Here is a 13,367-nt window from a genome sequence, read left to right as displayed (position 1 = left end):
GCTCCTACACAGTCGGCGGGGGGGGGGATCACGCATTAACTCGGTTGCCCACGAACCTTGCAGGTCGCATCCCGGTACGGCCCGTCCACTAGTTTGAAGGCCCATTTCGGGTTCACATATTGCAGGCATACCACTCGCGATGTGCCTTGCCATTTGTACCAGGGCGCGGTGCCGGCAAAGGCGGGGAGTGGGGTGGTGATCAGGCTGGCGAGCAGCGGCAAGGTGAAGCGGATTCGCACGCGCATAAGGACCTCGAGACGACTGCTTGCCATGGTATCGCGTTGTGTAGGTTTTCGCGCACGAGTGAAGTTTTTTTGGCGGCGCGGGAGGCTGTTCACGGCAAATGTGGCAGTCCACCGCCGCCTTCCCGGCACCCTGATTTTTCGGTCGCGGGTTTGCCCTCGGGAATGCAGGTGAATCAAGGCTTTGTATCAGCCTCGACAAGTTGGTTCGAATATTGCTTCGACGTGAATAGAACAGCTACAGGCGGCAAACGTCTGTCAGAGGAGGAAGACTGTGGACAAGTTGCTTTACGTGGCAATGAGCGGAGCGTCCGAGAACGCCATCGCGCAAAAGGCTCATGCCAACAACCTGGCAAACGTCTCTACCAACGGTTTTCAGCGTGACCTTGAACAGGCGCGCTCGATGCCGGTATTTGGTGAGGTAATGCCGTCGCGTGCCTATGCCATGAGTGAGCGTCCGGGCACCGACTTCTCTGACGGAGCGATGGTGCAAACCGGTCGCGATCTGGACGTTGCCGTCAAGGGCAATGGCTGGATTGCGGTACAGACACCGGACGGTGGCGAGGCTTATACCCGCTCCGCGAGTCTGAACATTGACGCCCTCGGCGTGTTGCGCACTGGCAATGGTTTGCCGGTCGTGGGCAATGGCGGGCCGATTGCCGTGCCGCCCGAGCAACAAATCGAGATCGGTGCCGACGGCACGATCACCGTTCGCTCGATGGGCGAAGGGCCGCAAGTCTTGGCCCAGGTGGACCGGATCAAGATGGTCAAGCCTGACCTGAAGAACATGGAAAAAGGCGCCGACGGCCTGATCCACACCAAGGACGGCAAGCCTGCCGCCGCAGATGCGGACGTACAAGTCGAGTCCGGCTTCCAGCAGGCGAGCAACGTCAATGCCGTGGAAGAAATGACCTCAGTGCTGGTGCTGTCTCGCCAGTTCGAATTGCACGTCAAGATGATGAAAACCGCCGAAGACAACGATGCTTCCGTGGCGCGAGTCTTGCAGAGCTAACCATTGACAGCTTGCGCCGATAATCAGGCGCTCGAGGAGAGAAATAATGCTTCCGGCACTTTACGTCAGCAAAACCGGTCTTGCCGCTCAGGACATGAGCCTGACCACCATTTCCAACAACCTGGCCAACGTTTCGACCACAGGTTTCAAAAGTGATCGCGCCGAATTCCAGGACCTGCTGTACCAGATCAAACGCCAGCCCGGCGCTCAGTCGACCCAGGACAGCGAACTGCCGTCCGGTCTGCAACTGGGTACCGGTGTGCGCATCGTCGGCACGCAGAAAAACTTCACCCCCGGCAGCCTGCAAACCACCGATAACCCGCTCGACCTCGCGGTCAACGGCCGTGGTTTTTTCCAGATTCGCCAGCCTGACGGGACCATCGCCTACAGCCGCGACGGTACTTTCCACCTGGACTCCAATGGCCAGATCGTGACCGCCAACGGTTACGCGCTGGAGCCGGCGATTGTCGTGCCAGCACAGGCGCAGACCTTTACCGTCGGCCAGGACGGCACGGTGTCGATCACTCTGGCGGGCGCCAACGCTACGTCGCAGATCATCGGCAACCTGCAGACCGCTGACTTCATCAACCCGGCCGGCTTGCAGGCCGAAGGCAGCAACCTGTTCCTGGAAACCGCTTCCAGCGGCGCGCCGCAGGTCGGTACGCCAGGTCTGAACGGTTTCGGCACCATGCAGCAGAACACTCTGGAAAACTCCAACGTGAGCACCGTTGAAGAGTTGGTGAACATGATCACCACTCAGCGCGCCTACGAGATGAACTCCAAAGTGATCTCGACCGCTGACCAGATGCTGCAGAACATCACACAAAATCTGTAATGCCCTGACAGGCCTGATGGGCCTGTCGCTCTACCTGATCAATTCGATGGGGTACCTGATAAGTACCTGCTACACCGCGAGGTTTTAAGTGTCATGAAACGGCTTTCTGTTCTGCGGCTTTCCCTGCTAGCGGCTGTGCTTTTCGACGCCGTGCTTCTGGCTGGCTGTGTTGCGCCTGTGGCCAAGCCCAATGACCCTTTCTACGCCCCGGTGTTGCCACGAACGCCACTGCCGTCGGCGGCGAACAACGGCTCGATTTATCAGGCCGGGTTTGAACAGAACCTGTATGACGACCGCAAGGCCTATCGGGTGGGTGACATCATCACCATTACCCTGTCGGAGAAAACCGACGCGAGCAAAGCGGCCAGCGACGGCATCACCAAGAACAGCAGCAACACCACTGGCCTGACCTCGTTCTTTGGTGGTGGCCTGACGACCAACAACCCGTTGGGCGGTGCCGACTTGAGCTTGAACGTTGGCTACAACGGCGCGCGCACCACCAAGGGTGATGCCAAGGCGGCGCAGAGCAACAGCCTGACCGGTTCCGTCACCGTCACCGTGGCCGAGGTGTTGCCTAACGGTATCCTCGCGGTGCGCGGCGAGAAATGGATGACGTTGAACACCGGTGATGAGCTGGTGCGTATTGCCGGTTTGATACGTGCCGACGACATTGCCACTGATAACACCGTGTCATCCACCCGAGTGGCCGACGCACGCATCACCTATTCGGGAACCGGTTCGTTTGCCGATTCCAGCCAGCCGGGGTGGTTCGATCGTTTATTCCTCAGCCCGTTGTTCCCTTTTTAATAGCGGGATAGACATGATCAAGTTCAAGCAACTGATGGCTGCGGTGCTGCTGCTGTCCACCGCCTGCGGTGTACACGCCGAGCGGTTGAAGGACATTGCCAGTATTTCCGGCGTGCGGACCAACCAATTGATCGGCTACGGTCTGGTGGTGGGTCTGAACGGCACGGGTGACCAAACCACCCAGACCCCGTTCACCCTGCAAACCTTCAATAACATGCTGGCCCAGTTCGGTATCAAGGTGCCGGTGGGTTCCGGCACCGTGCAGTTGAAAAACGTCGCGGCGGTGGCGGTGTATGCCGACCTGCCGGCGTTCTCCAAGCCGGGGCAGATGGTCGATATCACCGTGTCGTCCATCGGTAACTCGAAAAGCCTACGCGGCGGTAGCCTGTTGCTGACCCCGTTGAAAGGTGTCGACGGCAACGTCTATGCGATTGCTCAGGGCAACCTGGTGGTCGGTGGTTTTGACGCTGAAGGCCGCGACGGTTCGAAGATCACCGTCAACGTTCCGTCGTCGGGTCGTATTCCGGGGGGTGCTTCGGTGGAACGCGCGGTGCCGAGTGGTTTCAACCAGGGCAACAGCCTGACGCTGAACCTCAATCGCTCCGACTTCACCACCGCCAAGCGCATCGTTGATAAAATCAACGACATGCTCGGCCCTGGTGTTGCTCAGGCACTGGATGGCGGATCGGTGCGCGTCACGGCGCCACTGGACCCCAACCAGCGTGTTGATTACCTGTCGATGCTGGAAAACCTGGAAGTCGATCCAGGCCAGACCTCGGCCAAGGTCATCATCAACTCGCGGACTGGCACCATCGTCATCGGCCAGAACGTGAAAGTGTCGCCCGCCGCCGTGACCCACGGCAGCCTGACCGTGACCATTACCGAAGACCCGATCGTCAGCCAGCCAGGTCCGCTGTCCAACGGCCAGACCGCCGTGGTGCCACGCTCGCGGATCAATGCCGCGCAAGAACTGCACCCGATGTTCAAGTTCGGTCCGGGCACCACGCTGGATGAGATCGTGCGTGCGGTCAACCAGGTGGGGGCGGCGCCGGGTGACTTGATGGCGATTCTAGAAGCATTGAAACAGGCCGGCGCCTTGCAAGCCGACCTGATCGTGATCTAAGGACCCGCGCATGGACATGCCCAAAAGCGCGGTGCCCACGGCCAGTGATTCGGGGGCGTATACCGACCTGACACGCCTGAGCGCTCTGAAGAATGGCGACCGCGACAGTACTGCCAACCTGAAAAAAGTGGCGCAGGAATTCGAATCGCTGTTCGTCAGCCAGATGCTTAAGTCGATGCGTTCGGCCAGTGATGTGCTGGCCAAAGACAACCCGATGAATACGCCTGAGACCAAGCAGTATCAGGAAATGTATGACCAGCAACTGGCGGTGATCATGTCCCGACAGGGCGGCGGTATCGGTCTGCAAGACGTGCTGATGCGCCAGTTATCGAAAGACAAGGGTGTGCACCCGTCATCGGGTTTGGGCACTCAACTGAATACCTCGTTGACTGCCAAAAACACCGATTTGAAACGACCGGGGCAAGGTGCGCCGACGCAGCCTGCAACTGCTGCGGCCAGCACCGACGTCAAGGCTACCGGTCTCGCGACCCAGATCGCCCAGCGTCCGTTGTGGGCCACCCGTTCGGTCGCGAGCGATCACCGGCTGGCCATCGCCAACGCCGGCAATAACGTACACAGCGATGACGTGGCCAAGCTCAATCAGCGTCGCCTGTCACTGCCCAGCCACCTCGCGGACCGGCTGCTGGCCGGTATCGTGCCGGCGACTTCGACCACTGCGCCGCAAACCGCGCACCCGGTCGGCTCCTATGCCGGCAACGGCGACTGGACCCAGGACCCGAATCTTTCCAATGGCTCCACCGGGATCGCCGGGCGGACCATCGCTCAGCCGCCGCTGGCGCCGGGCAGAAGAACCTTCAGTAACCAGGATGACTTTGTCGCGACCATGTTGCCATTGGCCAAGGACGCGGCGGCACGCATCGGCGTCGACCCGACGGTACTGGTAGCCCAGGCGGCGCTGGAAACCGGTTGGGGTAAATCGATCATGCGCACCCAGGATGGCAGCAACAGCCACAACCTGTTCGGCATCAAGGCCCAGGGCGGTTGGCAGGGGCCTGAAGCGCGTGCGATCACCAGTGAGTTCCGTGACGGCAAGATGGTCAAGGAAACGGCAGACTTCCGTTCCTACGGTTCGTACGCCGACAGCTTCCACGACCTGGTGACTGTGTTGCAAAACAATAATCGCTATCAAGGTGTTCTGAAGTCTGCCGATAACCCAGAACAGTTTGTGAAAGAGCTGCAGAAGGCCGGATACGCTACAGACCCGGATTACGCCAACAAGATTTCGCAAATCGCCAAGCAGATGAAGAGTTACCAGAACTACGCCAACTCGGGCTCTTCCACGACTTTATAAGGCTTGAATCATGTCACTGATTTCAATTGGGCTTTCGGGGCTGACCTCCAGTTCGGCTGCGCTGAACACCATCGGTAACAACATGGCCAACGTGGATACCGCCGGGTATTCGCGCCAGCAGGTCATGACCACCGCATCGGGGCAGACCGCCATTGGTGGCGCGGGTTATATCGGCACGGGGACGACCATCTCCGACGTGCGCCGGATCTACAACTCGTACCTCGATACCCAATTGCAAACCACCACCGCGCTCGATGGCGATACCTCGGCGTTTCTCGGCCAGGTGGGTTCGACGGACACCCTGTTGTCCGACAGCAGCAGTGGCATCTCCAGCACCTTGAAGACCTTCTTCACCCAATTGCAGGCGATTTCGACCACAGCCACCGACGCCGGTGCCCGTTCGCAATTCCTGACCACTGCGGGCGCGCTGGCCAGCCGCTTCAACTCGATGTCGTCGCAGCTGACCAGCCAAAACACCAACATCAACTCTCAATTGACCAGCCTGGCCGGGCAGGTCAACCAGCTGTCGTCGTCGATCGCCCAGTTGAACCAACAAATCAAGGTGGCCTCTGCGGGAGGCTCGACGCCCAATACCTTGCTCGATTCGCGTAACGAAGCGGTGCGTCAGCTCAACACCCTGGTCGGCGCCAAAGTGACCACCGGTGCCGATGGCAGTTACGACGTGTACATCGGCACCGGACAGGCACTGGTGACCGGCAATACCTCGAACACCCTGACGGCTGGACCGAGTGCCAGCGACCCGTCGCAGTACAACCTGTCGGTCAACTACGGCTCGAGCAGCTCGGACGTGACCTCGGTGGTCACTGGCGGCAGCATCGGCGGCCTGATCCGTTATCGCAACGATGTGCTGAACCCGGCGGTCAACGAACTGGGGCGTGTGGCACTGACGGTGTCCGACCAGGTCAACAGCCAGCTGAACCAGGGTATCGACCTCAACGGTAACTTCGGCAGCAGCTTGTTCAGCAGCATCAACTCCATTTCGGCAGTCAGCCAGCGCAGCATTGCCCAGACCGGTAACAGTGCCGGTTCGGGCAACCTGGACGTCACCATCTCAGACACCAGCAAGCTGACCACCAACGATTACAAGGTCACCTTCACCAGCGCCACGGCCTACAGCGTGACGCGCTCTGACGGCACCAACATGGGCTCGTTCGACCTGAGCACCACGCCGCCTCCGGTGATCGACGGCTTTACCCTGAAATTGAACGGCGGCGGGCTCGCGGCCGGCGACAGCTTCAAAGTCACCCCGACCCGTAACGCGTCGAGTGGCATCAGTACGATCATGACCGACCCGAGCACCCTGGCAGCAGCGGCACCGTTGACTGCCACGGCGGGTGCCAGCAACAAGGGCTCCAGCACGATCTCTGCACAGCCTTCGTTGACCAGCAAACTGGACATCTACAACCCGACCACCAGTGCGGACCTGCGCAACGGCATTACCAATTCGACGCCGCTCAAACTGACGTTCGGTGCCGCTTCGGGTGGCTCGCAGACTTACACCTTGCTGGATGCCAAGGGCAACACCATTAGTACCGGCAGCATCGTTCCAGGCCAGGCCAACACTCTGAAGCTGACCGTGCCGATGGTCGACGCCGCAGGCGCTCCGATCACTAGCGGGGGCGTGCAGGAGTCCTTCACCTTCCAGATGACCCTGTCCGGCTCGCCGACAGCAGGTGATGCCTACAACGTTGCCCTGACCCCGCCGGGTTCTTCCGACAACCGCAACGCCTCGGCAGCCGTTGGCTTGCAGACCGCGCAGACTGTTGGCGTGAACGGCAGCGGGACCGGCATGAGCCTGTCCGATGCCTACGGCAAGCTGGTGGAAACCGTCGGTGCCCAGGCGAGCCAGGCCAAGAACGACAGCGCCGCCACCACGGCCATCGTTACCCAGGCGAAAAGCGCCCGTGATTCGGTGTCCGGGGTCAACCTCGATGAAGAAACCGCCAACCTGGTCAAGTACCAGCAGTACTACACCGCGTCGTCGCAGATCATCAAGACCGCGCAGGACACCTTCACCACTTTGATCAACGCTCTGTAAGGGGTCGTAAACCATGCGAATTTCCACTTCCCAATTTTACGATGCCAGTACGTCGAACTATCAGCGCATCTACAGCAACGTGGTTGCCACAAGCCAGGAAGTCAGCAGTCAGGTGCGGGTCAATACCGCAGGTGATGACCCGGTGGGTGCCGCGCGTTTGGTGCAGCTCGGCCAGCAGAGCTCTATGCTCGATCAGTACAACGCCAACACCACGGCGGCGCAGTCGACCATGGCTCAGTCGGAAGCGGCGTTGAACGGTATTACCACGGCATTGCAGCGTGCCCAGGAGCTGATCCTGACCGCAGCTAACGGCACTCAGAGCGATAAAGATCGCGAGGCCAGTTCCTCCGAACTGAAGCAAATTCAGGCCCAAGTGCTGTCGTTCATGAACACTCAGGATTCCAACGGCCAGTACATTTTCTCTGGCTCAAAATCCTCGACGCCGCCGTACCAGCAGAACCCGGACGGCACCTACAGTTACAACGGCGACCAGAGCTCGATCAACCTGCCGGTCGGCGCCAACCTGTCGATGGCGAGCAACACCACCGGCTTTGATGCCTTTGAACAGGCGATCAACACCACCCGCACCAGCAGCACCATGACCTCGCCCGCAGTAGACGATGGCCGGGTTACGCTGTCCGGTGGCCAGGTGACAAACAGCACCACCTTCAACAGCAGTTTCAACAGTGGTCAGCCTTACAAGGTGAGCTTCCTGAGCAGCACCACCTACAAAATCACCGATTCCGGCGGCACCGACATTACCTCCGAGACTGCCTCCAACGGCACCTTCAGTTCGGCTGACGCGTCGTCGCAGAGCATCACCCTGCGCGGTGTAACCTTGGGTCTGAACGTCAACCTGAGCGCGACCGACAAGGCCTCGACTGCCAGTGCGGACGCAGCCATGGCCGGCCACACCTTCACACTCGGCAGCACGCCGGATTCGATCGTTGCCTCGCGCAGCCCGGGCAACACCTCGACGTCGGTGATCACTGGCACCAACGTCAGTAACCCGACCGCCTACAACAACGTCTTCCCGGCGAGCGGCGCGGTGCTTAAATTCACCAGCGCCACGACCTTCGATTTGTACGCGTCGCCGGTCACCGGCAACAGCAAGCCAGTGTCCAGCGGTACCGTCAGCGGCACCACGGCAACGGCGGCCGGTGTAGATTTCACCCTCAGCGGCGCACCGGCTAACGGCGATACGTTCTCGATTCAGGCCAACACCCACCAGACGCAGAACGTGCTCAATACCTTGTCGGCGATCACCAAGGCGCTGGACGCACCGGCGGACGGTAACCCGGTTGCCTTGCAGCAGCTGCGCGCCTCGATGGATTCGGGTCTGGGCAACATCGCCAGCGCCGCCACTCAGGTCAGCAGCGCCATCAGCAGCATCGGTGCGCGCGGCTCGGTGTTGCAGAACCAGGTAGCGACCAACACCAGTCTGGGGTTGAACAACACCAAGGATCAGGGAACGATCCTCAACTCGGACCCGGTGGATGCGATTACTCGCCTGACTTTGCAACAGACCATGTTGCAAGCCGCGCAACTGGCGTTCAGCAAAATCTCGCAGTTGGGCCTGTTCAACAAGCTCTAAGCCGTTCGGTGAGGGCGGTTGACCGACCGTCCTCATTGTCGAGTCCAAGCCGTCTTTTTCAGCGGTCAGAACGCTCACTCGTCCGGGTGTGCGTTCGCCGCTCGTGAGTTACCCGCCGTGAATCCACTCCCTCTTGTCAGTATCGTCATCCCCGCCTTCAATCCGCGCTTTTTCAACCGAGCGTTGGCCGGGGCGCTGAGCCAGAGTTACAGCCATCTGGAAGTCATTGTGTGCGACGACAGTCGCGACAATGAGATCAGGGATATCGTCGAGTCCTGGCAGGAAGATACGTCGGTGTCGCTGCGCTATGTGCGCAATCCGCAGCGACTGGGCATGGTCGGCAACCTGCTGGCGTGCCTGGCCGAGGCGTCGGGTGAGTACATCAAGTTTCTCTGTGATGACGACCAGTTGTTCCCGGTGTGCATCGAGAAACAGGCGCAACCGCTGATCGATCACCCGGACATCAACCTGGTGCTGGCGCAACGGATGTTCTGGGACGCCGACGATTACCAGTTGCCGCCACGCCTGGAGAACAGCCCGCTGGCCCACGTCAGCGCGATTTACAAAGGCGATGACCTGCTGTCGTTTCTCGAGAATTACCCGGTCAATTTCCTCGGCGGCTTCACCAATGCGCTGTTTCGCCGCAGTGATATGCTCGAGCTGTTGCCCGCACTGACCCAACCGGACCATTGCTTCCTGGCGACGCTGGACTTTGCCTTGTATGTCTGCCTTTTGCGGCGTGGCAACATGGCGGTGCTGGACAATGTTACGAGTGTCGAGCGTCTGTATCCTGGGCGTTATAGCCGTCAGCAGTTCATGCGCGAGACCGCGTTGGCCGAGCGTGGCTGGGTGGTGCAGATGCTCCAGGCGCGCAACGGTGAAGCTGCGCCGGCCCGCGGCTGGGTTCGTTATGTACCGATGGCGCAGGCGAGCGTGGCCCCGCGCGTCTGGAGTGAATTGCCGCTGAGCCGCACGCTGGGTACCAAGCAGAGCACGCAGGTCTGGCGGGTCGGGATTGAGAGTGAAAGCTTCTCTGAACTGTATAACCACTGGCTAGGTTGCCGCGTTCTCTCGGAGCCGCTGCGTAAATTGCTGCCGGACACCCTGGCCGCCTGGCCGCGCAAACCGAAGATTGTGCCGGTGATCATTGATGCGCAGGGCGGCAACGCCAGCCTGCAGGTCACTTTGCAAAGCCTGGAAGCTCAACTGTATCCGCCGGAACTGGTGCTGGTATTGTCCAGCGCTTGTACTGAGGCGCGCCTGGAAGACCAGGTGTTTACCCTGCCGATGCAGGACGATTGGCAGCAACAACTGAACCAGGTGTTGCCGCAACTCGACGGCAGTGACTGGTTCTATCTGCTGCAAGCGGGCGATCGGCTGGTGGCGTCGGCGCTGCTGGTGTTGGCTGATCGGATCGTCAACGCGCCGCAAGCCTTGTGTTTCTACAGCGATGAAGGTGGTTTGCGCGACGGTGAATCCGCCGAGCCCGCGTTCAAGCCGGACTTCAACCTGGACTTGATGCGCAGCTATCCCTACGTCGGGCGTGCGTTGGCGTTCGAGCGCCAGGCATTTCTCGACGTGGGCGCGTTTGACTCGCGCCACGGCGAACTGGCTCCCCACGATGCACTCTGGCGCCTGGTGGAAGAGCAGGGCGTTGAGGTCGTCGGGCACGCCGCCGAGATTTTGCTGGAATCATCGTTCGCCCTGTCCAAGTGGCTGTCGCTGCCCGAGGTCATCGAGCTTAATCCTCTGGTAGTGGAGGCGCATCTGCAGCGGCTGGGCGTGGCCCATGAAATTCGCCCCGGCAGCATGCCGTTGCTCAATCGGGTCGACTACCAGCATGGCCATCGCCCGTTGGTCTCGATCATTATCATCAGCAAGGACCACGTCGCGCTGTTGCAGCGTTGCGTCGAGAGCCTGCTGGAGAAAACCACCTACACCGATTACGAGCTGCTGCTGGTCGACAATGGCAGCGAGCAACCCGACACCCTCGCGTGGCTGGCTGCGATGGCTCAGCTGGGTGCCGACAAATTGAGAGTCTTGAGTTACCCGGCTCAGGGCAACCTGGCGGCGACTCGCAACTTTGCCGCGGCCCAGGCGCGGGGTGAATACCTGCTGCTGCTCAACCCCTGTGCGGTGGTCACCCAAGCTGACTGGCTTGAAGAGTTACTCAACCACGGGCAGCGTGCGGAAGTCGGCGTGGTCGGCGCCAAACTGTTCAACCCGAGTGGTCTGGTGGTTCACGCCGGTCTGATTCTCGGTCTGCAAGGCCCGGCTGGCGTGCCGTTCAAGGGCGAAAGCCTGCAAGCCGCCGGCTACATGCATCGCTTGCAAGTTGCCCACGACCTGAGTGCGGTGGGCGGCGATTGCCTGCTGGTACGCAAATCACTGTTCGACGCAGTGTCCGGCCTGGACGAGCAAGGGCTGGCGCAATCGCTGAACGAAGTTGACCTGTGCCTGCGTATTCGTGACAGCGGTCATCTGGTGGTCTGGACGCCTTATGCGCAGTTGGCGTTGGGAGCGGCGCCGGCGGTGGTTCAGGGTGAAGAGCAGCTAGCGCTGCTGAATCAGGAACAGGAAACCTTCTACAAGCGTTGGCTGCCGGTCATCGCTCGCGATCCGGCGTACAGTCCGAACCTTGCGCTGCACACCCTGGGGGGGTCCAGTTTTAGCCTGGAGCCAGGCTTATCCACAGGCTGGACGCCGTTTTCCCGCAGCCCGCTACCGAGCATCCTGGTGCTGCCGATCAACGCCTCGGCAGTCGGTCATTACCGCGCAACTCAGCCGTTGATTGAGCTGGAAGCGGCGGGCCGGGCGGTCGGCCGTATCTGTTATGACTTGCCCACCATCATCGACATCGAGCGCCAGTCGCCGGACGTCATGATCCTGCAGGGGCGGTACAGTGAAGGACCGATCAATGAAATCATCGGCCTGAAGACCTACTCTAACGCCCGACGTATTTACGAGCTCGATGACTACATCATCAAGCCGACTCACCAGAACACCCATGCCCGTAACATGCCTGACAACATTCAAATGGAGCGCCTGGTTCGTCGCGCCATTGGTTTGTGTGATCGGGTGGTGGTCTCGACGGAGCCGCTGGCAGATGCGTTGTCCAGCATGCACGACGACATTCGCGTGGTGCCGAACATGTTGGCGCCACACCTGTGGGAGTCGGTGCAAAGCAAGCGCCGGACGTCGAGCAAACCACGGATTGGCTGGGGCGGCGGCACCAGTCATACCGGCGATCTGGCCATCATTATTGACGTCGTTCGCGAATTGGCCAACGAAGTAGAGTGGGTGTTCTTTGGCATGTGTCCTGAGGTGCTGAAGCCTTACGTGCACGAGTTCATTGGGGTCATCGACCTGTCTGTTTATCCGGCCAAGCTGGCGAGCCTGAACCTGGACCTTGCGCTGGCGCCGCTGGAATTCCACATCTTCAACGAATGCAAAAGTAACCTGCGCCTGTTGGAGTACGGGGCGTGTGGTTATCCGGTGGTGTGCAGTGACACGGCGGCTTATCGCGGTTACCTGCCGTGTACGCGGGTCAAGACCAACAGCACTGACGAGTGGCTGCAGGCGATTCGCATGCATTTGGCGGACCCTGAGGCCAGCTATCGGATGGGGGATGACTTGCGTGAGGCGGTGCGCCGGGACTTTATGTTGCGTGGGGATAATCTGCGTTACTGGGAGCAGGGGTGGTTGGCGGATTGATGCGTTGGGCCCTGATTACTGGGGTTTTTAGGTACATATCCGTTTTTGGGATTAACTGTTAGTACGGTTCCGCCCTTACGGCGTGTCACTTTTTCAAACGCCGGTGTGCCGGCCCAGCAAAAACTAACCAAAACGCTTGCCCCATCATCCGGCCCCTCGCTTAGGCTCGGGGTCCCTTCACTCCGGCGCTGTTCCGGCGTCCCCCGGAACAGCGCCTGCGTTCAGCCTCCTGAAAACGGGGCATCTCCCGACCTCGGGATTCAATACGCTCAGGATTATTTGTGAACACGGTCGTTGTAGGAGCTGCCGAAGGCTGCGAATGGCATTGAATCGTGGCGACCGGTGCCCGGTCGATCGCAGCCTTCGGCAGCTCCTACAGAGATGAGCGTTTGCTTTTGATCTTCACGATCCACCTGACGAAACCCACTATCGCCCCGTTCCTCAAGCCATTTCAGCTAAACGCAAAAAACGGATATGTCCCCAAAATCCGGTAATCAAACCCCAAGCCCCCAGCAAAAATCCAAGCTGGCGCGCTTCCTGCAAGTTCCCCTCATATCGCCATAAATCCTGCGTTTGCGGCGCGGTCCACCGAGTTCCGGGCCGGATTTCCAGCGATTTATCCAGGCGGCCCGCCCAGTTCGACAACGACTTGGCGCGGCTCTGTGAAGA

The 13,367-nt window shown here is 60.2% G+C and carries 9 protein-coding genes; 8 read left to right on the top strand and 1 reads right to left on the bottom strand.

Going from position 1 to position 13,367, the window contains the following annotated elements; translation table 11 throughout:
• Positions 1-35 precede the first annotated feature (35 nt).
• Positions 36-245 carry a hypothetical protein gene (locus tag ACF0H7_RS22805; protein ID WP_397449117.1) on the bottom strand — a complete coding sequence of 70 codons (210 nt, stop codon included), beginning with the start codon at positions 243-245 and terminating at the stop codon, positions 36-38.
• A 271-nt stretch (positions 246-516) separates the two neighbouring features.
• Here ACF0H7_RS22805 and ACF0H7_RS22800 point away from each other — a divergent pair, with 271 nt between their 5' ends.
• From ACF0H7_RS22800 to ACF0H7_RS22765, 8 genes are all read left to right on the top strand, one after another.
• Positions 517-1,254: a flagellar basal body rod protein FlgF gene (locus ACF0H7_RS22800; RefSeq protein ID WP_397449116.1), complete on the top strand. Its 738-nt coding sequence runs from the start codon at positions 517-519 to the stop codon at positions 1,252-1,254.
• Between the two features lie 46 nt (positions 1,255-1,300).
• Positions 1,301-2,089 (top strand): flagellar basal-body rod protein FlgG, encoded by a 789-nt coding sequence (flgG, locus tag ACF0H7_RS22795; RefSeq protein WP_397449115.1) that lies wholly within the window; start codon positions 1,301-1,303, stop codon positions 2,087-2,089.
• A 93-nt stretch (positions 2,090-2,182) separates the two neighbouring features.
• Positions 2,183-2,896: a flagellar basal body L-ring protein FlgH gene (gene flgH, locus ACF0H7_RS22790; protein WP_397449114.1), complete on the top strand. Its 714-nt coding sequence runs from the start codon at positions 2,183-2,185 to the stop codon at positions 2,894-2,896.
• 13 nt (positions 2,897-2,909) lie between these two features.
• Positions 2,910-4,019, top strand: coding sequence for a flagellar basal body P-ring protein FlgI (locus ACF0H7_RS22785; protein WP_397449113.1), 1,110 nt, complete (start codon positions 2,910-2,912; stop codon positions 4,017-4,019).
• Positions 4,020-4,029: 10 nt separating this feature from the next.
• On the top strand, positions 4,030-5,331 hold the full coding sequence (gene flgJ, locus ACF0H7_RS22780; protein WP_397449112.1) for a flagellar assembly peptidoglycan hydrolase FlgJ: 1,302 nt from the start codon (positions 4,030-4,032) through the stop codon (positions 5,329-5,331).
• A 10-nt stretch (positions 5,332-5,341) separates the two neighbouring features.
• Positions 5,342-7,390, top strand: coding sequence for a flagellar hook-associated protein FlgK (gene flgK, locus ACF0H7_RS22775; RefSeq protein WP_397449111.1), 2,049 nt, complete (start codon positions 5,342-5,344; stop codon positions 7,388-7,390).
• A 13-nt stretch (positions 7,391-7,403) separates the two neighbouring features.
• Positions 7,404-8,984: a flagellar hook-associated protein 3 gene (locus ACF0H7_RS22770; protein ID WP_397449110.1), complete on the top strand. Its 1,581-nt coding sequence runs from the start codon at positions 7,404-7,406 to the stop codon at positions 8,982-8,984.
• Positions 8,985-9,101: 117 nt separating this feature from the next.
• Complete coding sequence (locus ACF0H7_RS22765; RefSeq protein WP_397449109.1) at positions 9,102-12,698, top strand: glycosyltransferase; 3,597 nt, start codon at positions 9,102-9,104, stop codon at positions 12,696-12,698.
• Positions 12,699-13,367 lie beyond the last annotated feature (669 nt).

It is taken from the genome of Pseudomonas sp. NA-150 (assembly GCF_044336365.1).
Classification (GTDB): Bacteria; Pseudomonadota; Gammaproteobacteria; order Pseudomonadales; family Pseudomonadaceae; genus Aquipseudomonas.
This window is presented reverse-complemented; position numbering and strand designations above follow the sequence as displayed.

Excerpts from the sequence above, each read along its gene's own strand:
- flgH (WP_397449114.1), top strand. The coding sequence starts at position 2,183 with ATGAAACGGCTTTCTGTTCTGCGGCTTTCCCTGCTAGCGGCTGTGCTT.
- ACF0H7_RS22770 (WP_397449110.1), top strand. The coding sequence starts at position 7,404 with ATGCGAATTTCCACTTCCCAATTTTACGATGCCAGTACGTCGAACTAT.
- ACF0H7_RS22805 (WP_397449117.1), bottom strand. The coding sequence starts at position 245 with ATGCGCGTGCGAATCCGCTTCACCTTGCCGCTGCTCGCCAGCCTGATC.
- flgJ (WP_397449112.1), top strand. The coding sequence starts at position 4,030 with ATGGACATGCCCAAAAGCGCGGTGCCCACGGCCAGTGATTCGGGGGCG.
- flgG (WP_397449115.1), top strand. The coding sequence starts at position 1,301 with ATGCTTCCGGCACTTTACGTCAGCAAAACCGGTCTTGCCGCTCAGGAC.
- ACF0H7_RS22785 (WP_397449113.1), top strand. The coding sequence starts at position 2,910 with ATGATCAAGTTCAAGCAACTGATGGCTGCGGTGCTGCTGCTGTCCACC.
- flgK (WP_397449111.1), top strand. The coding sequence starts at position 5,342 with ATGTCACTGATTTCAATTGGGCTTTCGGGGCTGACCTCCAGTTCGGCT.